Origin of the sequence: Nitrospira sp., from assembly GCA_024760545.1 — a bacterium.
Lineage (GTDB): Bacteria > Nitrospirota > Nitrospiria > Nitrospirales > Nitrospiraceae > Nitrospira_D.
The window spans coordinates 2,194,002-2,216,122 of record CP060501.1 but is presented as its reverse complement, the minus strand read 5'-3'; the positions used below and the strand labels follow the sequence as shown (position 1 = coordinate 2,216,122).

Below are 22,121 nucleotides of genomic sequence, written 5' to 3'. Positions count from 1 at the left end.
ACTCGAATGCGTGAAGTCTTACTGGGTGGATTGAAGGTCCGACTCCTTGGTGGATCGGACGGTCACGGAGGCGGGAACGGGCCGGTTGTCATGCTCCTCCATGGCTTCGGCGCACCGGGGGATGACCTCGTGCCGCTCGCGGACGCCATCAATGTTCCGGCAGAAACCAGATGGCTGTTTCCCGAAGCCCCTCTCTCGCTCAATATGGGCTTCGGTGATTCGCGCGCCTGGTGGATCGTCGACTTCGCGAAAATACAGGAAGATCGTGCCGCCGGTCGGATTCGTGACCTGTCCGTGGAGACTCCCCAGGGTCTGGCTCTGGCACGGGACCGCCTGCTGGCCTTTCTCAAGGAACTGCCGCGGCAGCTGCCGATCGACTACAAGAGGACGGTCGTGGGCGGGTTTTCACAAGGCGCGATGCTCACCTGCGATGCGGTCTTGCATACCGATTATCCGTTTGCCGGCCTGGTGCAGTTGTCCGGCAACCTTCTGGCTCAGTCAGTCTGGAGCCCACTCATGCCCAAACGGAAGGGCCTGCCGGCCTTTCAAAGTCATGGGACGTTGGATGACATTCTCGCGCATATCGGGGCGGAACGTCTTCGAGACGCGCTGAGTCAATCGGGCCTTGCCGTGGAGTGGCACAGCTTTCGGGGCGGGCACGAGATTCCCGAACCGGTGCTCAGACGATTGAGCGGATTCATCATGAAGGCGCTCAAGGCATGAACATGCAGCCGTTCGAGCTGATCGGCACCGACGGCAAGCGTCTCAAGGGCGATCGTGCCGATGGGACAGACCGGCAAATCCTGTTCATCACCGGCTTTCTCTCGAAGCGCTGGGGCAACAAGAGTAAGGCGTTGGCGCAATGGTGCGAGGAGCGAGGCTGGGGGTTCTGTTGTTACGATGTGCGCGGGTTCGGCGATTCAGAAGGTCAGTTCACGGACTACACGCTCTGTGATTGGATTGCCGATGGGAAGACCATCCTGGAATCCGTCAAATCCGGACCACCTGTCACCCTGGTTGGAAACTCGCTCGGCAGTTGGATCGCTTGGCTGGTTGCGCAAGAATTCCTCTTCGTGGAAGAACTGATCTTGATCGCTCCGGCGTTCAATATGATGGGGGAACGAACCAAGACCATCTCCAAGGAACGGCTCGATCACTGGTATACTGCCGGATGGATGCCGTGGGATGATGACCCGTTGCATAAGGATTGGCCGCTCTCTTGGAAGTGGGTGGAAGAAAGCGAACGGTTGTGGGCGAAGACGTTTGACATGGTCCGTCAGGTGAAGACGACGATTCTCCACGGCCTGGAAGACACCGTCATCCCGCCGGAAGGTACCCGTCGATTTGCCGATGAACTGCGTCGTCGCGATCCGAGCTTTCCGCTCGACCTCCGGCTGATTTCGGGCGACCATCGGCTCAGTAGTCCGGAACATCTTGAGCTGTTTCGCCGGATGGTCATGAGGCAAACCTGATGCTGGTATTAATTCACAAAGAATGCGGCGGTCCGGCGTTGGACGAATCACCGGTTGGCGAAGTCTGTGCGATTCCGGTCGATCGCTTTCCCTTCCCCTGCTTCTCCTGCCTGGAAGAGATCCTTGACGAATCCGAAGTACGGCTGTCGGAAGAGTTGGGGATTTAATTCACACTTGATCGCCCAGTCTAAGCGCCAAATCCTCTAGACCTTCCTATGCGTGACACCTCGGCATTAAGGCTGAATCCCTGATATCCCCCCAAGCATCGAACATATCGTCTTTGGATCATGATCCATAAATATGCGCTATTACCGATATTCTCGTTTTATCGTGAATGGCGCATAAAAGTTGACGGCTGTTTCAGCCGACCGGTGTCCGTACATGCTCAGGCCGGACTCCAAGACCAATCAATCTGGCGGGGATACGCCGTAGAACGGGGAACCGCGCAAGGAGCCGGACGGCCGAAGGAGGCGACAGCGGAACCTTGCTATCCAAAACACGGCTGATGACACGATTCTGGATAGCAAGTTGGGCCTGTTGAGTCAGCTGGGTGGGCCACATACGGCGGGCCTGCACCTTGGCCAAGTCCGCTTCGGTCACTCGCCCGTCGCGCAACGGTTGCGCCAACAGATTCGCCGACGCCACCGCGTCCTGGATCGCCAGATTGATTCCGACGCCACCGACCGGCGACATGGCGTGGGCCGCGTCTCCGATACAGAGCAGTCCAGGCTTGTGCCACTGCCGCAACCGATCGACTTGGACGGTCAGCAGTTTGATCGGTTCCCAGTCTCGTAGCTCGTGGACACGGTCTGCGGCAAACGGGGCCAGCTTCGCCACACTCTCGCGGAACAGCGAGAGGCCTTGTGCGCGAATCTCTCCGAGTGATCCCTTCGCAATGACAAAGCCGCACTGCCAGTAGTCACCCCGGTTCAACATGATGAAGATTCGACCGGCGTCGAAGCGGCCCATCGGATCGACCGGGTCTTCGGGACTGCGTGAGAGTCGGAACCAGAGCACATCCATGGGCACGCCGAATTCTTCCACCGAAAGCTTCGCTCTCTCGCGGACAATCGAGTGCCGGCCATCGGCCCCCACGACGAGTGCGGCATGAACGTCCAGCGGCCCTGTTGCCGTTTCAGCGCGAAGCCCTACGACCGAGCCTCCACTCTCGATCACGTCCGTCACCTCCGCGTTCATTCGGACGCGAAATCCCGGATATCCCTTTCCCATCTCCACGAGAAAGTTGAGAAAGTCCCACTGCGGCATGAAGGCGACATAGCGGCATTGGGTCGGCAGATGAGAAAAATCCGCGACCGTGAACTCCAGGTCTCCGAACCGCGCATTGATCCGCGTCACCTTCTGGTGGGGCAATCGAAGGAAGCGGTCCAGCAGCCCCAGTTCATGGATGATTTCCAACGTCGAGGGATGCAACGTGTCGCCGCGAAAATCACGGAGAAAATCCGGGTGCTTCTCGAGGACCAGCACCGAGACACCAGCCCTTGCCAGCAGAAGGCCCAGCATCATCCCGGCCGGCCCTCCGCCGGCAATACAGCACTGAACCGACAGGGTTTCCAGCATCACGTCCCCGATCGTAAGTGGAAGGTACGTGTAGCGAGGGATTATAAGCTGAAAATTGGAAATTGCAGAGTCATCACGCGACGAGCCTGCGGAGAATGGAGATCAACTAACGTCTGTGCCAACCACAGCTTCTCAATTTTTTCAATCGTGGACAATGTTTTCTGAAGGAGTCACTTCAAATTCGCGAGTGCATTCTTCGCCATATCCAGACCTACCATCGTCTTTTCCCATTCTTGATGGGAATGCTTCTCTTGAATAGCTCAGGAAGACGGTAGGCATCCGAGGAGGTCCTCAGTTGGGAATTGGGGCGGTACGATACCGTAAAGTGGGTTACTACTCAAGGCAGCAGGGTCACGGAGGATAGCCGAATGTGTTGTTCAAGCTTGAGATCAATCGGGTCCAGAAGTGGGTAACAGACAAAGGAGGGACATTTCATATAAGCGTCATTTTATTGGTTTATGTGTGGTCGGTACTTTACGGAATTCTCCACGCTGACCTCGCTCTCAGTGGAAATGTTCACCAGATCCGGGTAATGTGTCACGCAATTCATTGGGTGCCGACACACGATCATCTTATGTCTTCATCACGACAACATAACAGCGGGGCGGACTCAGACGGTCCTGATGTTCCTGAACCATCCCATGCTGAGCGGGCCAAGACGCTTGTGTACTTGCAGCAGACAGGAAGTCTCTCGACACTCTCGCGCAAGCAGCCAGGTTGGCCCTTCGGATCGGTGATGCCCTACGGATTGGATGCACAGGGGCAACCGGTCTTTCTGATCAGCACGATGGCGATGCACACACAGAACCTCCTGGGCGATCCACGTGCCAGCTTACTGGTGACTCCGCCTGAGAGCAGGATCGATCCCCTTGGGGCGGCCAGGGTCACGTTGATGGGATCCGTGACCAAGGTGCCGAAAGAGGAGAACGCCGAGGTTCGCGCATGCTACTTGGAACGTCATGCCAACGCCTCCTACTGGGTGGACTACCAAGATTTCGGTTTCTTCCGCATGGCCATCGCGGAGATTTACTTTGTTGGAGGGTTTGGGTCGATGGGCTGGGTGGCACCGGCAGACTATGTAGCGGCGGCTGTGGACCCGCTTGCGGATGAAGCCTCGAATCTGATTCGCGAGCTCAATGCCGAGCAGGCGGAGACGTTATTACTGCTGGCACGTGCGTTGGGCCATGTGGAGGTGCAGCAGGCTACGGTGACGGCACTGGATCGGTTCGGATTTCATCTTCGATTTACCACTCCTGACCGGATGCAGGGCGGGCGTGTGGCATTTGCGCGCCCAGTTCGTAATGAGTCAGAAGTCAGAGCCGGCTTGGCCGGCCTAGTTGTTCAGGTGAACGCAGGACTCTCAATCCTGCATTCGCTGTAGGCGGCTCTTGCACTCATTTCTTGAGGAGAATGTGCAGTTCAGCGCAGGTGTAAGTTACTAGCTAGATAGGGGAATGTATGGCAACAAACGATAAACAGGTTATTTTTTCACTCGTCAATGTCGGCAAGGTCTATCCGCCGAAGCGGCAGGTGCTGCGGGAGATCTACCTGGGCTTTTACTACGGCGCGAAGATCGGGGTACTGGGCTTGAACGGGTCGGGCAAGAGCTCGTTGCTCAAGATCATCGCGGGAGTGGATCCGAACTACACGGGCGAGATCACACGATCAAAGGGTTACAGTGTGGGTCTGCTTGAACAGGAACCCCAGCTCGATGCGAACAAAACGGTCAAGGAAGTGGTCGAGGAAGGGAAGGCCGACTTGGTGGCGTTGCTCCACGAGTACGAGGCGGTCAGCAACAAGATCGGCGAGGTTGGGCCTGATGAAATGGAAAAACTGCTCGATAAGCAGGCGCAACTGCAAGAGAAGATCGAAGCGGCCAACGGATGGGAACTCGAAAACCAGCTGGACATCGCCATGGATGCGCTGCGCTGTCCACCGGCTGATCAGAAGGTAGGGACCCTGTCGGGTGGTGAGAAGCGTCGGGTTGCGCTCTGCCGCCTGATGATCCAGGAGCCGGATATTCTGTTGCTCGATGAGCCGACGAACCATCTGGATGCCGAGTCGGTCCAATGGCTTGAGCAGCATCTGCAACAATATAAAGGCACAGTCATCGCCGTGACTCACGATCGGTACTTTCTCGACAATGTGGCCGGATGGATTCTCGAGTTGGACCGAGGTCATGGGATTCCATTCCAAGGCAATTACACGTCTTGGTTGGAGCAGAAGAAGGACCGACTGGAAAAAGAGGAAAAAGCGGAGTCGAAGAGGAAGAAGACGCTGGAGCATGAGTTGGAGTGGATCAGGATGTCGCCGAAGGCTCGGCAGTCCAAGGGCAAGGCGCGCTTGAATCGCTACGAAGAATTGGTCAACCAAAAACAGGATCAGGTGTCGGACGATCTGGAAATCTACATTCCACCGGGGCCACGGCTAGGCGATGTGGTGGTCGAAGCGAACGGCATCAGCAAAGCCTTCGGTGACAATGTGCTCTATGAGAGTGTGAACTTCAGTCTGCCGAAGGGCGGCATTGTCGGTGTGATCGGTCCGAACGGCGCCGGCAAGACGACCATGTTCAAGATGATCATCGGCAAGGAGAAGCCGGATGCCGGGTCGATCAAGGTCGGCGAGACGGTCAAACTCGGCTACGTGGACCAGGACCGCAGTCTGGACGGCAACAAGAGCGTGTACGAAATCATTTCGGACGGCCAGGATACCATCAAGCTGGGCAAGGCCGAAGTCAATGCCCGCGGCTACTGCGCCCGCTTCAACTTTGCCGGGACGGATCAGCAGAAAAAGGTGAAGGATCTCTCAGGCGGTGAGCGCAATCGGGTGCATCTGGCCCGCATGCTGAAAGAAGGGGCGAACCTGATCATCCTCGACGAGCCGACCAACGATCTCGACGTGAATACCCTGCGGGCTCTTGAAGAAGGGCTGGAAAATTTTGCAGGCTGTGCCGTGATCAGCAGCCACGACCGTTGGTTCCTCGACCGAATCGCGACTCACATTCTGGCCTTTGAAGGTGACAGCAAGGTCGTCTGGTTCGAAGGGAACTACAGTGAATACGAAGCCGATCGCAAAAAACGCTTGGGCAAGGAAGCCGATCAGCCGCATCGAATCCGATACCGGAAGCTGACGCGCAATTAGCCTGCACTATTCATGGAGCTTCGGCGGTGGCCGAGGATTCGCTGCCGCGACGGACCCTCGGTGGGCAGGCCCGCCCCTTCGCCATTCCCCAAATTGCCGTATGGCTCTCCAAACCACGCCCTGTCTGACGGCGATTCAGTATCCTCCTGCCATTCGCTCTTACCCGGACAGAGCCCTCTAGCCCTATCAAGAATAGTCAGCGTCGTCCGAGAAGACTCTGAGAGGGAACGTCTCGCTTTGTCTCGGAAGCGATTGTTTATATTGCGCAAAAGGTTCTCGTCGTGACGACCAGTGTGGGCACCTTGCTCGAACGCGCTCGGCAAAATTTGCCTGAAGGACGGCTTCTGTCTCGGGAAGTCTGGCAACAACGGCACCGGACCCTCCTGATCATCCTATGGGGTCACGCCGTCGCCCTCCTGGGGTTCGGACTCTGGATGGGCCACGGCCTCATGCTCAGTAGCTTGGCGGGAGGCTTGGTAGGGGTCGCCACGCTCCTGGCATCGATCGCTCCATTGTCCCGCAGCCACCGCTCGGTACTCGCGTCGCTCAGTGCATTCATGTCATCGGCGTTGCTTGTGCACTTCTCCGGCGGCTACTTCGAGATGCATCTGGATGCGTTCGCCATGCTCGTGCTTATTGCGCGATACCAGGAGTGGCCACCCCTCTTGATCAATGCGGGACTCGTGATGCTCTACCATGGTGGGGTCAGCCAGCTGGCCCCTGCCTCCATCTACAATCATCCCGCAGCCATCGAGCATGCTTGGATTTGGGCCTTGATGTACTGCGGCTTCATCTTCGTCGAGTGCGCCGGCCTTATTGCCTATTGGAGGCATGATGAGGCTCAGCGTCTGAGAGAGGAGCGCTTCCGACAGATTGCGGAACATATCACGGAGGTGTTCTGGCTCTCCGACCCCGAAAAGAACCGCATCCTCTATATCAGCCCCGCCTATGAAAACATTTGGGGCCGCACCTGTGAGAGTCTGTACGCGTTCCCGCGATCGTGGCTGGAAACGATCCATTCGGACGACCGCGACCGAGTGCTTCAGGCGGCGTTGACCAGACAGAGATCCGGTACCTATGACGAAGAATACCGCATCGTGCGGCCCGATGGGTCTGTGCGATGGATCAGGGATCGAGCGTTTCCGATCCCTGACGCGGCGGGACGGGTCTATCGGATTGCCGGTATTGCCGATGACATCACCGAGCGCAAGCAAGCCGAGGAACGGCTTACGCGCAGCCGTGATCTCCTCAAGTCCTTTGTGGAACACACGCCTGCCGCCGTCGCGATGTTCGACAAGCAGCTCCGGTATGTTGCTGTCAGCAGGCGTTGGGTACAGGATTACCATCTCGGCGACCAGGATTTCATTGGCCGGCATCATTACGACGTGTTCCCTGAAATTCGGCAGTATCCTGATTGGCAGGCCGTTCATCAGCGCTGTCTGGCCGGCGCTGTAGAGCGACGAGAAGAGGACTGTTTTGTGAGAAAGGATGGAAGCAAGGACTGGCTTCGATGGGAAGTGCGCCCGTGGCACGATGAGATCGGTGAGATCGGCGGCATCATCATGTCTACCGAGGTCATCACTGAGCGCAAGCGGGCCGAGGAACGGTTACGTCAAACCCTTTTCGCTATGGATCAAGCGGTGGATGCGGTTTACTGGATTGATAGTCACGCCAAGATCCTCTACGCCAACGAGGCTGCCAGCCTCATGGTGGGCTACTCCAGAGACGAACTCCTCGGCATGACGGTGCATGACCTCAATCCGGACTTTCCGGCGTCCATGTGGCCGGGCTTCTGGGAGGAGACGCGGCGAAACAAGACCATGTCCTTCGAGACCATCCATCGGGCCAAGGATGGGCGACTCGTCCCGATCGATCTTCGCGTCAGTTTCCTCGCCTATGAAGGGCAGGAGTTTCACTGTGCCTTCGTTCGTGACATCACCGACATCAAGCGTGCGGGAGAAGCGCTCCAAACCAGCGAGGCGCGCCTCCGTTGCACGCTCGATGTCGCTACGGACGGCTTGTGGGACTGGAACCTCACGACCCTCCAGGCCTACTACAGTCCCAGTTGGATTCGTCTCCTGGGCTTTGAAGACCAGGACATTCCCATGAACAACGTCTTCGATTGGAAGAGCCGCGTTCATGAGGACGATCGGCCTTGGGTCGAGCAGGCACTGGACGGTCACCTCGAGGGCAGAACCGCCAGCTATATCGTCGAGCATCGCATCCGCCACCGCTCAGGTGAATGGAAATGGTTTGCCATGCGCGGAAAGGTGGTGCAGTGGGATGAGCAGGGGCGCCCCCTTCGCATGATGGGCACGATGATCGATATCACGGAACGGAAGGTATCGGATGGCGCGCTGACACAAGCCGCGCAAATTCTTGAACGGAAAAACAGAGAACTAGCGGAAGCCCGCGATAAAGCGCTCGAAGCCGCGAAGATCAAGGCGGAGTTTCTGGCCACGATGAGTCATGAAATTCGGACGCCGATGAACGGCGTCATCGGAATGACCGAGCTGCTGCTGGATACGGCACTGACGTCGGAGCAACGCGAGTATGCCGAGACGGTCAGACTTTCCAGCGAACATCTGTTGGACATCATCAATGACATCCTCGACTTCTCCAAAATCGAAGCCGGTAAGCTTGATCTGGAAGAACTCAACTTCGACCTGCATGCGACGATGGAGGAAGCCGTCGGCCTGCTGGGGGAGCGCGCCTATGACAAAGGCCTTGAGCTGAGCTGTCTCGTACAGTCCGGCGTGCCCACGACGCTGCGAGGGGACCCCGGCCGCCTGCGCCAAATCTTGGTGAATCTGATCGGCAATGCCATAAAATTTACGGATCAGGGCGAAGTCGTCGTCACCGTGAGCGCCGAGCGTGAGCCCGAAGGGGTGACTGCCGCAAGTGCCGATGGCACCGGCCGAACGATTCGATTCGAAGTATCGGACACCGGAGTCGGAATCTCCTCAAAGCAACAGGCGAAACTCTTTCAGCCATTCACTCAGGCCGACGGCTCCACCACAAGGAAATACGGGGGCACCGGCTTGGGTCTTGCCATCTGCAAGCAGCTCGTGGAGTCGATGGGAGGGCGAATCGGCGTGGATAGCAAGGTCGGACTTGGGAGCGTCTTCTGGATCACTGTGCCCTTTCTCCTCCAAGCAGAGGGAGCTCAGCAAGCCGCGCCTCCTCCGGCCGCGCTCAACGGTCGTGCAGTCTTGATTGTGGACGATCACGCCACGAATCGGCGGGTTCTTGAGCAGAGTTTCCGTGGAAAAGGCGTGAGATATGAAAGCGCTGAGAGCGGGTTGCAAGCCTTGCAGTGCCTGCGCAACGCAGCCGATCGGCATACCCCATTCGATCTGGCCATTTTGGATATGCAGATGCCGGGAATGGACGGATTGGAATTAGCCAGGCGGATCAAGGCCGAACAGGCGATCAGCGCTACGCGCCTCGTTCTTCTGACCTCGGTTGGCCGGCGTGGTGACGCCCAAGCCGCTCAAGACGCCGGGATCGTCGCGTATTTGACGAAGCCGATTCGCCGGTCACTGCTGTTTGAGTGTCTCAACTTGGTTCTGGGGAGTTCGTCCGAGTCTGCCGGTTCCACCGCTCAGTCTCCGATTATCACCCGGCATAGTCTGATGGAAACGCAGATGCGGTCCCGGCCGCTTATCCTGGTGGTCGAGGACAACCCGGTCAATCAAAAAGTGGCGGCGAATATGATTGAGAAACTCGGTTATCGGGTCACCGTTGCCGCAAATGGGCGAGAAGCCGTCGAATCGCTGGCACGGATTCCCTATGCCTTGGTGTTTATGGACTGCCAGATGCCGGAAATGGATGGTTTTGAAGCGACAAGGGTCATCAGAGATCAGGAAGCGTGTGTCCAATCAGGGGGCGGCAAGACACCTCGCATCCCTATCATTGCCATGACAGCCAACGCGATGGCGGAAGACCGAGAGCGGTGTCTGGAGGCAGGGATGGACGACTTCCTCAGTAAGCCTGTCGTCACCAAATCTCTGGCTGCGATCCTGAATCGCTGGCTGCCTCACGACACGGCCTCCACGAAAGCCGCATAGGAAGAGACTGCAGATATGAAGTGACATCGAGTAGCATCGTGTACATTTCTGCAATTGCAGCCGGTCCACGAGTCCATAGAGGCAGCCATGGTCATCACGACGTGAACTCCATCTTCCCCTCAATCTGCTTCATTCGCAGTATCTTCCAAACCGGCCGTGTGAAATCGTAGAATCCTCCCTCTCTTGAGTCTTGTGCACCTCCATGGTGCATCTCTGTTGATAGACAAGGGGCGGTTCATCGAAAGGGATCACGTGAGAGACTCTCTGCGAACGCGATGTTTTCCGATGGAATCTTCATGAAGCCGCGTGTCCTCATCACCGGGGCGGCAGGATTGATCGGGCGATATTTCATGGGGACCGCTTCTCGATGGGCGCCCGGCTGGGATGTGCATGGGGTCGCTCGCGGCGACCTCGATCTCACGGATCACGCCGCTGTCGAGGAAGCTTGGCGGCTTCTGAAGCCCACGGCAGTCATCCATTGTGCGGCCTTGAGCCGAACAAAGGACTGCGAACAAAACCCTCACCTTGCTCGACGCATCAATGTGGAAGCCACGGTGCGTCTCGCGCATCTTTCCAAGAACATTCCCTTTATTTTCCTGTCGAGTGGCGAAGTCTTCGATGGTCGACAAGGCTGGTATCGGGAGAACGACGACCCCACGCCGATCAATTTCTATGGCAAAACGAAGCTTGAAGCAGAACAGCTGGTATTGCAGAATCCTCGGCACACGGTAGTTCGGATCGTCCTGACGGCAGGAACCTCGCCGCATGGCGATCGAAGTTTTGTCGAAGATATGTCCCAAGGAGCCAAGAGCGGCAAGACCATGACGCTCTATCGCGATGAGTTTCGCTGTCCGCTCCCTGCGGGCGCTATTGCACGTGCCATCTGGGAGTTGACCGGAGCCGACGCACCGGGTCTCTATCATCTTGGTGGCCGGGAACGACTGTCTCGCTGGGAAATAGGGCAGGCGCTGTTGCCATGGTATCCGGAACTGCAAGGCCGGCTTGTGGAAGGCTCCGCACGTGTTCATACCGGCGCGCCGCGCCCTGCCGACCTTTCGTTGAACTGCGAGAAGATCCAGGCGGTCTTATCGTTTCCCATTCCAGGGTTCCGAAGTTGGCTGGATGGCAGGGTGCGTCGAGGCACGGACTTGTGGGATTATGAGGCCAGTCTGTCGTAAAGCGTAGGTGATGATGGAACCAGAAAATGGGATGTTCGTATCGGATCCGTTGCCACTTGTGCTGGCAGCCTATCTGGTCATGACGATCGTCATGACCCTGTTATGGGCCGTGCAGCGGAAAACAAGGAACGCGGCGATCGGGGACGTCGGGTGGTGTGTAGGGCTCATTCTCACCGTCCTATGGTATGCCTCACAGGCGGGCGGCGGCACCGATCGTATATTCCTCACGGTGATGCTGGTGACGCTCTATGCGGGACGGCTCGCGCTCCACATTCTGTTCAATCGTGTGATTGGGAAACAGGAAGATGCTCGGTATCGTCGACTGCGTGAGGAATGGGGTGAGTCAGAGTCGGCGAAAATGCTCGCCTACTTTCTCCTGCAAGCGCTGGCTGTGGCGGCGTTTTCACTCCCATTTCTGGTGCTGATGTGGAATCCCCGGCCTCCCTCCGCCTTGGTCGAGCTCATCGGTTTGCTGATCTGGGGAGTGGCCGTAGCCGGTGAAGCGAGAGCCGACCGGCAACTCGCGCACTTCCGTGCCGATCCGAGAAATCAAGGCCGCGTCTGTCGAGAAGGCCTCTGGAACTACTCACGCCATCCGAATTATTTTTTTGAATGGCTCCACTGGTGCTCGTATGTTGTGATGACTTTGGGAGCGCCCGGGTGGGTATTCACATTGATCGGCCCGATCGGTATGGGGTTGGCCCTTCTCAAGATTACGGGCATTCCACGGGCGGAACGGCAGGCGCTTTCAAGTCGAGGAGAAGAATATAAAGCCTATCAGGCGACGACCAATGCTTTCTTTCCGTGGTTTCCTCGACCAAGCCCATACATATCCGTTAAGTCCTGACACCGTCAATGTAGCTGATGGCTAGTGTCGACGCACCTTGTCCGATGTTTTCGAGGTCACGTCAGCCGCTTTGAACTGTTCGATGAAATCCATCAGGCGGGCCCGGCTGGCTTCATCCATCCGCGTAATTTCCCATCCCGCCTCGCGCCCCTCAGACCAGCGCACCACAGCAGTATCGATGAGAATCTTGTTTCCATTACTCAGGGTGATGTAGACGGTCGTCTCGGACCCAACGGGTATGGGACGCTCTCCCGTCGAACGCCAGCCTGCTTCCGAGAGGTCCCAGACAATTCCATTGGCAAGTGCGCCGTCGCAGAAATAGCAGAACTGACATTGAACGTGGGTCCGTAGCTTCTTGCGGATCGCGTATGTTTTCATCATGCCCTCTCCTGGCTAGGTGATCATTTTCAGATCGTTGTTCCTTCTCAAATCTAGTCGAAGAGAGAGGATTCGCTATGCCACCAAAGGTGGGCGTGAGAGCGGCAAAGGTAGGGCGTCGTGCGTAAGCTATTGAAAGAGCGCGGTCGGATGCTCGAGCGAGTCAAGCTGATACGTACACGCGACAGCGTCTATTGCCTGCTGTTGAGATCCGCAATCCGGGAGCGAGCAATTTCGGCTTCTCTGGTGGTTGGATAGAGATTCACCAGTTCTTGGTAGAGCTGCTTGGCGTGGGCTGGATTACTTTGAGCCTCTTCGAAGGCGGCAGTTTCGAACAGTTCCTTGGCTTTCTGATCGGAACAGCTGAGCAGTGTCAAGCAGAGGGCACAGAGTACGAGTCGTGCTGTCGTCATGGTTGTCCTTTCCCGGCATCTCTCCGGCGTGATGTGAGTGTATCAATGCGATAGCGAGGAGAGGAAATCCCTTCGCTGCGGCACTGTGGGCAGCGGCTTGGTCGTGTCAATCTTGTTCGATCACGGAACATGAATCCACAATCTAAGCAAATGGACGGCTCGAGGACAAACCGTCGTGAGCGGTCCCGAGACACCGTTTTTACCACATGAACCAAGTGCTCCTCTACCTGCCGTTCCGGAATACCCAGCATCCGGGCTAGCTGCTCGGTGGTCAGCGGAGCCTCGGTCAGGAGATCGACCATGCGCTGACGAATGGTGCGCTCAGGAGGCAGCATGCCGGTATGGTAAGCACCAGACCGAGCAAATACCAGATGTCCTCGGTCAGTTCAATCCTTGATGGGCCGGCGCTAAAAGGTTGCACCTCAGGCTCCATTCTGTCAAAATCCGTCCCCGCGTCGAGTATTACGTCACGAATAACCAGGTGGGCCGGTCTCGCCGCTCGAATTCCAGACCAGTGTGTTCCGGCTCAGCGTGCCATAGATCAGGAGGTTTGGGGTCATGAAGTTCCTCGCAGTCCATCCCGGTCCGCTCATGTACACAAAGATTTATCTTCGTCTGGAGCCCCTTGGACTTGAAATGGTGGCTCAGGCGTGCCGCCAAGCGGGACACGATGTCCGTTTGATCGACTTGCAGGCGGATACGTGGAAAGACTATCAGGCGCTGATCAGAACGTGGAAGCCAGACGCCGTTGCGTTCGGCTGCAATTACCTGGCGAATGTTCCGGAGATCGTGGATCTGGCGAAGCTGACCAAGCAGGAACTGCCGAATTCGTTCGTCTTTGTCGGGGGCCATAGCGCCTCGTTCGTGGCGAAAGATTTTTTGGAGCACGGCAACGGCGCCATCGATTGTGTGCTCAAAGGCGAAGGGGAAGTCGCAGCTCCCAAACTGTTGATGGCGGTGGAGCAGGATCGTAAGGCGATCACAAAAGTGCCGGGGGTTGTGACACTTGATGGCGAAGGACCTCCCGCACAATTTATTGAAAATTTGGACGATATCCGTCCTGCGCGTGATCTGCTTCGAAACCGCCACAAATATTTTATTGGTGTGTTGGACCCCTGCGCCTCGGTCGAATTCGCGCGGGGCTGCCCGTGGGATTGTTCCTTCTGTAGCGCCTGGACTTTTTATGGCCGCAGCTATCGAACGGTCAGCACGGAAAAGGCTGTGGAGGAGCTGGAGCAGGTTCAAGAACCGGGCATCTTCCTGGTCGACGACGTGGCCTTTATCCAAGCCAAGCAGGGAATGGAGATCGGCGAAGCGGTGGCGCGGCGAGGGATCAAGAAACAGTATTACATGGAGACGCGTGGCGATGTCTTGCTGCGCAACAAAGAAGTCTTTCAATTCTGGAAGACGCTCGGGCTCCAGTACATGTTCCTGGGTGTGGAGGCGATCGATGCGGAAGGCCTCAAGATGCATCGCAAGCGCATCTCGTTGGGCAGAAACTTCGAGGCGCTCGAATTCGCCCGCTCTCTTGGGATCACCGTCGCCATCAATCTCATCGCCGATCCCGATTGGGATCGGGAGCGGTTCGAGGTCGTGCGGCAGTGGTGTTTGGATATTCCGGAGATCGTGAATATCAGCGTCAACACCCCGTATCCCGGTACTGAGAGCTGGGTCACGGAATCCCGCAAGCTCCACACGCGGGATTACCGTCTGTTCGATATTCAGCATGCCGTGATGCCGACCAAGATGCCGCTTGCTGATTTTTACGCGGAACTGGTCAAGACCCAACAAGTCTTGAACAAGAAGCATCTCGGCTGGGTTGCGCTCAAGGGCACGGCCAAGATTGCGGCAGGGCATTTGATGCGGGGACAGACCAACTTCATCAAGATGCTGTGGAAGTTCAACAGCGTTTACAATCCTGAGTTGCAGATGGCGGATCATCGCCGTCCGGTCGTCTACGAAATGTCGCCGCCGCCGGAGAAGAAAGACAAGGTCGACGCGAAACAGCTGTACATTTTACCCGCGAAAGGCCGTCAGGGTCGGGCTATCGACGATTCCACCGAGACTTTCGTCGACGAATCCCGTATGGGAACCGCGGTCTGATTGTTGCTGCCGGTGTCGGTGGATGTCAGCCTCTCACGATTCTTTCATTCGCTTTCGTCGGTAGCGCGCGCGTTCACTCCTGCACCTTCAAGGTGAAGACACTCACCTCCTGATCGCACTGGCCTCCGCACATGCTCCTCAGCGTTTTGGTCGCCACGACACCGTTCTGGCCGACATAGGTCCAATCTTTCAGCAGGAACATGACCATGGGATCCGTGGAGATTTCCCCTCGCCCGCTGATGAACATGGGTGACCAAAAGGGCGACAGCTCGGGTCGATTGGGAACGCATTCGTAATTCACCATGGCATGCATGCCCGTGCTGGTTTCCTGGGACATTCCGAGAATGCCATAAAGCAATTCGATCTTCGCCGAACCTCCCGATAGTGTTCCAGGCCCGCTTCGCGGTTCTTCCATCTGAATAAAAGCCTGAAACACGCGCAAAGAGAGAGTCCCTTGTCCGCGAACCAGCGGGTCACAGGCATTCCAGTTCGGCAACGGACCGGTTTGATAGCTGATCGTACCCTGTCCGGTGTATTTCGGAACGGCACTGGAGCTTTCCTCGTCCTGTGTTTCAAGGCGAACGGTCCCTACTGCTTGAGATTGCGCAGGATCGACCAGTCCTGAAGAGACAATCCTTGATTGAAACTCCAAGACGTATGCTCCCTCTCCCAACACCCATTCACCATCCTTGGCTTCCGCCACTCCTGCGCGTGAAACGGCCCCCAGCCTGAATCCACTATGCCTCACGCGTGTGGGCGGAGCGTTGTAGGTAAACTTGGCCGGTGTGCCGGGCTGCGACGTCTCCTGCCGCGGGGATACGGTGCCGTTTCTCTCTCTGGGCCGCTCTCTCGCTTCCTTGAACTTTGCCGGAACGATCACCTGCTCTTTTTTGGTCCGCAGTTCGGTCTTAACTTCAAACGATTTGCTCGGAAGAAATCTCTGCGTCTTCGTCGCAGGGTTGAAGGTAATCTCCACGCAGGTGTTTTCTGTGGACCAGACAAGTTCCGCCTCCAAGTAAATCGGACCGGAGAACACCGTTGCGGCCAGCAGCAACATACTCATGGAGTCACGTTCCGTCGCACCAACCAGTTCCGAGGTCCATTCCGAAATGGACCAATCGGAGAACTGTGTGGGAAGCCCCGCGGCCTGGTGATCGGGTACAAATCGGACATGCTGGCGCTGACGGGACCAGAGCGTCGGGCCATCGGTCATTCCGCGTCCGATCACCAGCGTGGCATCGAGGTCGACATACTGGAGCTTCGCATCATCGTCGACTTGTCCCTTCAATGTGGCAAACACACGCCGGGCGTTATACAATGTTCGAACCGTCCCGGCATCGTCCGTTGTCTGATGAACGATCAGCGCAAATTCGTAATCACCCTCAACCACTCCATCAGGCGTCGGGCATTTGCGTGCTTTCCCACCATTGACCAGCGTAAAGGCGTTGATATTGCCGGCATTCCTTCCTGTCCCGACCTCTTTTCTCCACTCCCTCGTCTTATGGCCGACGTACTCAGGCGGAATATCCAATTTCGTCGACCCCTTGGTGACGGTATACGCCTCCCTCGCTCCCTCGGGAACCGTTGCCTGGGCTATCTGAAAGGGCGCCCTCGATGGCCCAGACGTGCGCCGGACACGAGCCGCATTCACCAGATCTTCGAAGCCGTTGTTGTGGCCGGTCGTAAGCGTCGAACAGGTCCCTGCGCCGGGACCGAATTGTTGCTTGAAGGTGTCAAACAGTAGCCGGTCCAGCGACCGCGCGGTCGAGTCAGCTTGTGTTCCAAGCGATTTCCTCGACACCCCACTCTCTGCACCGGAAAAAAGCTGCGCGCCTCCAAGGCCTTGAACAAGTTTCGACAGAACATCGCAAACCGTCTTCGCGTCCTTCAACGGTTGTATGGATTGCGGTGCAACCGGAAGTTTCCGCCATTCGCCCTTCTCATTCGGCCCAGGTTCGAGCGGCGGCAATCCAGATAGCGGCGGCTCCGACTCTGGTGCTTTGTCCGACTGTGGTGCAAATACTGGCGCTGCAGCAGGCAAGGTTGGCACTGAATTGTCTTTCTTCGGGTTGTATTCAGGCGGATTGGAAGACGGCAGATGCTTATCGCCGCCGCACCCTTGAAGCAACAGAAGAATAATTGATACCCAAAGAACTCCGGTTTTCACAGCTTCCCTATACCAAGGCACATTTCATCTCGCTGGGGATGCACCTTCGCCCGGCTCATCCGCTTGCTTCAAGGTCAGCATCGTCTCTTCCCGGCAGGTCTGTAGCCCCATGCCGCAATTGACGGTGATAGTCTTTTTGGCGATGACGTCAGAATCGCGTACCGGCGTCCAGCCGCCGATCTCGTAACCTTTCTTCGCCATATTGAATGTCCTGAAGCGAGTGAAGTTGAAGGCCCCGCTCCATCCGCCGGCTTTTCCCATCATGCCGTGGGCCTCGCCTCCATGCACACCCTGTGTCGCAAACAGTTCTTTTAGTTTTTCAGGTGTATTGCCGCTCGTACAGTGGGTCTCTAGCACTTCTCCTGATTGCCCCGGCAGAACAATCAAGTTCACGGCAAATGGCTCCGGATCTATGCTGATCGAGCCTCCGTTCACATGAAACGTGGTCGTGCCGATGCCCTGAACGCGGAATTCGCACTGAGCCGGCAGAGTCGTTGTGCGAGTCGCGTATTGCATCACGCCTTCCCCAACCCATCCGCGATCTTCCGTATGCTGGAGCGGGATGGTCGCCTGAACATGGGCGTCAAACCCATTCGAACTTAACCCCATGCCGAACTGCGGGTTCGGGATATTCAACGGTTCCTGAACGATGTGCGACTTGAATTCAAGCACGTAAGCAGCAGGAGCCAATTCCCAGTCTCCATCCTTGGTTTCCGCGACCCCGGCGCGGGAGACTGCGTTGACCCGGAATCCACTATGCCGCACCCGTGTCCCCGGCGCTTGATAGGTAAACCTGACGGGCCTGTCACCTTGCGACTTGTCCTCTCTCGGTGAGACGGTCCCATTGCCCTCCCTCGGCCGCTCTCTCGCCTCCTTGAACTTGGCCGGCACCACCATCTGGTCCTTCTTGGTGCGCAGTTCTGTTTTCACCTGATACGATTTGTTCGGAGCAAATCTCTGCGTTTTCGTGGCCGGATTAAAAACAATGTCGACACAGGTATTGGGGTGGTTCCAGTACTGTTGGGCCTTGTAATACTCTTGGCCGGAAAAATAGGCCACAAGCGCCGTGAGCGTTCCGAGGAGTTGCGCATCTTTTGCCTGAGCCTCCGCTTCGGAAAAGCCCGATACCGTAATGATGCTGAATTCCTGGGGAAGACTCGTTCGCTGATCGAGTGTAAAGTGGCCCGTGCTTCCGTAGGACTGGGAATAGGGCGCAAGCTCCGTGCCGATATGTTGGAGTGTGACGGTGACGTCATACTCCACTTGTTTGAGCTTGGCGTCATCATCGACCTCTCCTTTGAGTGTCGCCACGACGTGCCGACGATAGAGTACGGCCTGCCCCATCGCTCTCCGATACATCAGAAATGACCATTCAAAGGTCCCATCCGCGATTCCCTTCTGATCCGGTCCTTCCAGATGGGGGCATTGTTTCGCTTTCGGGGCAATGACCATGTCATAGCTTTCATAAATACCTTCCGCGCGCGGCGGCTTGCCGATACGTGTCATCGTATCCGTGGTCCTGTAGCCCACCCAACCTGGAGGCGCATCTTCTCGGCGCATCGGAGGATTGTTTACATCGTAGTCATCCTGAGATGTCTCGGGGATCGTCGTTTGGGCCAACAGGAACGGTTGGGTGGATGCCGTGGAAGCCAACACGGCGCGCGCCGGCTGGAACCGATCGATCGGGCTACTGCTCTTGCGTGGCCTCACCGAGATCGGACAATCCGCCGCGCCGGAGCCGAGCGAATACTTCAGCCCCTTCGCGAGGTGCTCATCCATTCGACGCGCGATATCGTCGGCCTCCGGACCCAAGGCCTTCTTCAATGCCGCACCGTCATGGCCTGCAAAAAGCTGCGCGCTGCCCAAGCCCGGCGCGAGTCTCGACAAGATCTCGCAGGGGTTGGCGGCGCCTTTGAATGGCTGTAGTGAATTCGAATCGAACGGAGCCTTCTTCCGCTCGCCCTTTCCTTTCGAGCTCATTTCAAGCGCGTCGAGCTTGGCTCGGAGCGATTCCAGTTCAGTCGGTGCCGTCGAAAGAGTTGCAGCTCGGGCGGGCGCGGCGGGCGCGGTATAGATTGTATTGGGATCGTATTCCGGCGGATTCGAGGACGGCAGGTGCTTGTCGCCGCTGCAACCGGCGATCACAGTCGCGAGCAGGAGGAAAAAAGCCCAAGCTCGCATAGACGGCACGTTCTCCTAGGGCTCCCAGCGGCTGGCTGGCCGCCATGCTAGCCGACGAGGGGCGATTCTTCAAGCCCATCCGTCCTAAAAACCGTACATTTTCAGTTCAGTTTGACCGTTGCTATTGAAACCGACTCTTGCGTACAATCCGGGCGGTTTTGTCGTGGGGTGTCGATGCGATACCTGGCGCTTTTTATCCTTTTTCTATTGCCGCTTACCGCTCACGCCGGCAACATCAAAGACACGGATCTTATTTCGAGCAACACGTTTTTCCTGCCGCCCAGCACACAGAAGACGGTATTCATTCAGGCCCGCAACTCGTCCGACAATCAGGGCGTTTCGTTTCATGATCTGGGACCACGCTTAGCCGCGAAGGGGTATCAGGTCGTGAGCGATCCGGATGGCGCGCGCTACATCGTGCTGGCGAACATCGTCTACTGCAACATCACGAAGCCCGAGATGCCGGTCGAGTCAATGGTGGCGAGCGGCTATGGGTCCGCGTTCAACACGACGATGGGAGCCATGCAAGGCCTTACCAGCATGGCGAGCATGGCGGGGCCCTATGGCGCGATGGGCGGCGCGGCGGCCTCGATGGGTTTGAGCGCGATTCAAGGCATCGGCGATCTGATCAGCTCCTCGTCATCAGGTCCCAAGATGCCGGACGACGTGAACTATGCCTGCGTCGCCGACGTTCAGATCACGGACCAAGGAGCCGCGCCGCTCCCCGGTGGAATGAAAGCAGGAACAGGGGAGGAGTCCGGTGTGTATCAGACCAGACTGGCCGCCGATGTGCACCAAAAGAAACTGGATGAAGCCGAAGCGACACCGTTGCTCCAACAGAAGTTGAGCGCGGCCGTGGCGGGAAACTTTTAGTCCCGTGAAGCGTCTCGCGCATAACAACAATCCGAGTGAGAGAAGGCGTTTCTTTTTCTCGCTCGTCACGCTGCTTCTGTTGGTGGTGACCACCGGCTGTTCAAACGTGATCCGATCCGGCCTCATGAACAGCAACACCATCTTCCTGGACCCCAATACCAATCGAAGCATCTATACCCAACTCAGGAATATCTCGGAAAACCAGCAGGTGACGTTGAACGAGGTCAACACGAAGCTCACGGCGAAGGGATATCAACTGGTGCAAGAACCGGAACAGGCGAACTACTGGATACAGGCCAAGGTGATCTATTGCCACAAGGCCGCCGATGGTGTGACGCCGGAAAGCGTGGCCAAATCCGGTCCCGGCTCGGGTATCAGCAGCGGAGGCACCGCGATGGCATCGGCCGGCGCTGCGGGTGATGGGCCTGCCATGGGCATGGGCGGCATGCCGGACATGAGCGCCATGATGCGGCAAGCCATGGCCATGAGCGGTGGACGAGCAGGATTCGGCGGCATGTCAGGATTTTCCGGCATGCAGCCACCACCGAAGGAAGACGGTGTGACCTACGTGTGCATCACCGACGTGCAGGTTACCGACCGCAAGATGGGCAAGACATTGGGTCAGCCGACGGGAAGCCAAACAGCAGCCGTGCAGAAAGTACAGAAGATGAGAATGGTCGGCCACGTGCGGCAAAAAAGTTTAGACATTCCCGAAGCCACCCCGATCGTCCAAGAAAAAATCTCCACCGGGATTGCAGGGCTGTTCTAGCTCCAATCTGCATAAAGACCCGTAATAAATGGTCTTGCAGCCTCAACTCATTAAACGGCAACGGGTGTGGCACATCCTTCGCCAAAGTTGTTGCGGGTAACACGTACAGAAATTAGCGGATCCCGCGCTTATACTCACGGGGCCTAAACATTGTTGAGTGGCTGAGATGAAGGTGCCCGCAAAGTTCAAATATAACGGGGTAATCGACCTGCTCTGTGACGCGGTCTTTCAGTGCAGGTTAGCCGCCGGAACCAAGGACTCTTATACTATGAACCGCCACGCCAGGGCATCCATTCTGAGCTCGATTCTGGCGCTTGAATCTGCTGCGAACGCGCTTCTCCTGTCCCTGGAGTTCAGTGAGAAGTTCGCGGATGATCTAGACAAGCTGTCGGTGTTGTCGAAGTTCGAGATGTATCTTCTTCGTCTCGGTGGCGAGACCCATCCGCTCGACAGGGGCGTTGTTGAGGTACAGCGTGTTCAAGAGCTTCTGAGTGCCCGGAACGAGTACGTCCATTCAAAAGTCAAGTCGATTCCTACCGACGTGAGTCCCTTCGAAGATCGAGGCGACATGGTTGCTCTCCCTTTGGAGCTAACTGGTGAACGATGGAAGGCTGTCGGAATTCCAAAACGGCCGATGTTCTGGTCTGCTGACAGTGCGCGGTCAGTCTTGGCTTCAACGGTGGCTTTTCTCAAGATGGTCGTTCACGACCATGCGAAGCTATCACCTGATAGCGCACGATATCTCCTGCACTCAAGGCTCGAAATCGGAGAGGCGCATGCAGTCGCGACATTTGACGAATTCTTGAAGGAGTTGACCGATACCACGGACGTAGGAGTGAGCTTTGAGTTTCTGGGGTTTCCCGAACGCTCCGCAGAGTAAATTTAACAGAGCTAGTTTTGCCCAGGGTCCGCTGGACAGCTCACCAAAGTGATCGAGAAAATGATGCCGAG

The 22,121-nt window shown here is 57.0% G+C and carries 17 protein-coding genes; 12 read left to right on the top strand and 5 right to left on the bottom strand.

Annotated features, from left to right (window positions below):
• Positions 1–6: 6 nt before the first annotated feature.
• The 3 genes from H8K03_10485 to H8K03_10475 are packed head-to-tail and all read left to right on the top strand — an operon-like array spanning position 7 to position 1,639.
• Positions 7–723 carry a hypothetical protein gene (locus H8K03_10485; GenBank protein ID UVT22281.1) on the top strand — a complete coding sequence of 239 codons (717 nt, stop codon included), beginning with the start codon at positions 7–9 and terminating at the stop codon, positions 721–723.
• A complete protein-coding gene (locus tag H8K03_10480) occupies positions 720–1,472 on the top strand; it encodes an alpha/beta fold hydrolase (GenBank protein ID UVT22280.1) in 753 nt (250 codons plus the stop codon). Before H8K03_10485 ends, H8K03_10480 begins: the two co-directional genes overlap by 4 nt.
• The gene (locus H8K03_10475; protein UVT22279.1) at positions 1,472–1,639 is read left to right on the top strand and encodes a hypothetical protein; all 168 of its coding nucleotides are present in this window, start codon (positions 1,472–1,474) and stop codon (positions 1,637–1,639) included. Before H8K03_10480 ends, H8K03_10475 begins: the two co-directional genes overlap by 1 nt.
• 193 nt (positions 1,640–1,832) lie before the next feature.
• Here the strand turns inward: H8K03_10475 and H8K03_10470 are convergent, their stop codons facing one another.
• Complete coding sequence (locus tag H8K03_10470) at positions 1,833–3,050, bottom strand: FAD-dependent oxidoreductase (GenBank protein ID UVT22445.1); 1,218 nt, start codon at positions 3,048–3,050, stop codon at positions 1,833–1,835.
• Positions 3,051–3,624: 574 nt separating this feature from the next.
• On the opposite strand from H8K03_10470, the gene H8K03_10465 reads away from it, so the two are divergent.
• The 5 genes from H8K03_10465 to H8K03_10445 all read left to right on the top strand — a co-directional run bounded on the left by H8K03_10465 (position 3,625) and on the right by H8K03_10445 (position 12,286).
• Positions 3,625–4,431 carry a pyridoxamine 5'-phosphate oxidase family protein gene (locus H8K03_10465; protein ID UVT22278.1) on the top strand — a complete coding sequence of 269 codons (807 nt, stop codon included), beginning with the start codon at positions 3,625–3,627 and terminating at the stop codon, positions 4,429–4,431.
• A 77-nt stretch (positions 4,432–4,508) separates the two neighbouring features.
• Positions 4,509–6,191, top strand: a complete 1,683-nt coding sequence (ettA, locus tag H8K03_10460) for an energy-dependent translational throttle protein EttA (GenBank protein UVT22277.1) — start codon at positions 4,509–4,511, stop codon at positions 6,189–6,191.
• 281 nt (positions 6,192–6,472) lie between these two features.
• Positions 6,473–10,261, top strand: a complete 3,789-nt coding sequence (locus H8K03_10455; protein ID UVT22276.1) for a PAS domain S-box protein — start codon at positions 6,473–6,475, stop codon at positions 10,259–10,261.
• A gap of 296 nt (positions 10,262–10,557) precedes the next feature.
• Positions 10,558–11,439, top strand: a complete 882-nt coding sequence (locus H8K03_10450) for an SDR family oxidoreductase (GenBank protein ID UVT22275.1) — start codon at positions 10,558–10,560, stop codon at positions 11,437–11,439.
• Between the two features lie 31 nt (positions 11,440–11,470).
• Positions 11,471–12,286 (top strand): DUF1295 domain-containing protein, encoded by an 816-nt coding sequence (locus H8K03_10445; GenBank protein UVT22444.1) that lies wholly within the window; start codon positions 11,471–11,473, stop codon positions 12,284–12,286.
• A gap of 21 nt (positions 12,287–12,307) precedes the next feature.
• Here the strand turns inward: H8K03_10445 and H8K03_10440 are convergent, their stop codons facing one another.
• Both H8K03_10440 and H8K03_10435 read right to left on the bottom strand, forming a co-directional pair.
• A complete protein-coding gene (locus H8K03_10440; GenBank protein UVT22274.1) occupies positions 12,308–12,667 on the bottom strand; it encodes a PilZ domain-containing protein in 360 nt (119 codons plus the stop codon).
• A 188-nt stretch (positions 12,668–12,855) separates the two neighbouring features.
• Positions 12,856–13,077, bottom strand: coding sequence for a hypothetical protein (locus H8K03_10435; protein ID UVT22273.1), 222 nt, complete (start codon positions 13,075–13,077; stop codon positions 12,856–12,858).
• Between the two features lie 558 nt (positions 13,078–13,635).
• Here H8K03_10435 and hpnR point away from each other — a divergent pair.
• The gene (gene hpnR, locus H8K03_10430) at positions 13,636–15,180 is read left to right on the top strand and encodes a hopanoid C-3 methylase HpnR (GenBank protein UVT22272.1); all 1,545 of its coding nucleotides are present in this window, start codon (positions 13,636–13,638) and stop codon (positions 15,178–15,180) included.
• A gap of 73 nt (positions 15,181–15,253) precedes the next feature.
• On the opposite strand, the gene H8K03_10425 is transcribed toward hpnR, so the two are convergent.
• Entirely contained in the window at positions 15,254–17,368 is a 2,115-nt protein-coding gene (locus tag H8K03_10425) for a hypothetical protein (protein UVT22271.1), read from the bottom strand.
• Between the two features lie 3 nt (positions 17,369–17,371).
• Positions 17,372–19,528, bottom strand: a complete 2,157-nt coding sequence (locus tag H8K03_10420) for a hypothetical protein (GenBank protein UVT22270.1) — start codon at positions 19,526–19,528, stop codon at positions 17,372–17,374.
• A gap of 168 nt (positions 19,529–19,696) precedes the next feature.
• Here H8K03_10420 and H8K03_10415 point away from each other — a divergent pair, with 168 nt between their 5' ends.
• The 3 genes from H8K03_10415 to H8K03_10405 all read left to right on the top strand — a co-directional run bounded on the left by H8K03_10415 (position 19,697) and on the right by H8K03_10405 (position 22,050).
• On the top strand, positions 19,697–20,401 hold the full coding sequence (locus H8K03_10415) for a hypothetical protein (protein ID UVT22269.1): 705 nt from the start codon (positions 19,697–19,699) through the stop codon (positions 20,399–20,401).
• 4 nt (positions 20,402–20,405) lie between these two features.
• On the top strand, positions 20,406–21,170 hold the full coding sequence (locus H8K03_10410) for a hypothetical protein (protein ID UVT22268.1): 765 nt from the start codon (positions 20,406–20,408) through the stop codon (positions 21,168–21,170).
• Between the two features lie 166 nt (positions 21,171–21,336).
• Complete coding sequence (locus H8K03_10405; GenBank protein ID UVT22267.1) at positions 21,337–22,050, top strand: hypothetical protein; 714 nt, start codon at positions 21,337–21,339, stop codon at positions 22,048–22,050.
• The last annotated feature ends 71 nt before the right edge of the window (positions 22,051–22,121 follow it).

Bases quoted from the DNA above. Each gene is read 5' to 3' on its own strand.
- ettA (UVT22277.1), top strand. From the start codon at position 4,509: ATGGCAACAAACGATAAACAGGTTATTTTTTCACTCGTCAATGTCGGC.
- hpnR (UVT22272.1), top strand. From the start codon at position 13,636: ATGAAGTTCCTCGCAGTCCATCCCGGTCCGCTCATGTACACAAAGATT.
- H8K03_10485 (UVT22281.1), top strand. From the start codon at position 7: ATGCGTGAAGTCTTACTGGGTGGATTGAAGGTCCGACTCCTTGGTGGA.
- H8K03_10445 (UVT22444.1), top strand. From the start codon at position 11,471: ATGTTCGTATCGGATCCGTTGCCACTTGTGCTGGCAGCCTATCTGGTC.
- H8K03_10470 (UVT22445.1), bottom strand. From the start codon at position 3,050: ATGCTGGAAACCCTGTCGGTTCAGTGCTGTATTGCCGGCGGAGGGCCG.
- H8K03_10465 (UVT22278.1), top strand. From the start codon at position 3,625: ATGTCTTCATCACGACAACATAACAGCGGGGCGGACTCAGACGGTCCT.
- H8K03_10435 (UVT22273.1), bottom strand. From the start codon at position 13,077: ATGACGACAGCACGACTCGTACTCTGTGCCCTCTGCTTGACACTGCTC.
- H8K03_10450 (UVT22275.1), top strand. From the start codon at position 10,558: ATGAAGCCGCGTGTCCTCATCACCGGGGCGGCAGGATTGATCGGGCGA.
- H8K03_10475 (UVT22279.1), top strand. From the start codon at position 1,472: ATGCTGGTATTAATTCACAAAGAATGCGGCGGTCCGGCGTTGGACGAA.
- H8K03_10480 (UVT22280.1), top strand. From the start codon at position 720: ATGAACATGCAGCCGTTCGAGCTGATCGGCACCGACGGCAAGCGTCTC.
- H8K03_10420 (UVT22270.1), bottom strand. From the start codon at position 19,528: ATGCGAGCTTGGGCTTTTTTCCTCCTGCTCGCGACTGTGATCGCCGGT.
- H8K03_10440 (UVT22274.1), bottom strand. From the start codon at position 12,667: ATGATGAAAACATACGCGATCCGCAAGAAGCTACGGACCCACGTTCAA.
- H8K03_10405 (UVT22267.1), top strand. From the start codon at position 21,337: ATGAAGGTGCCCGCAAAGTTCAAATATAACGGGGTAATCGACCTGCTC.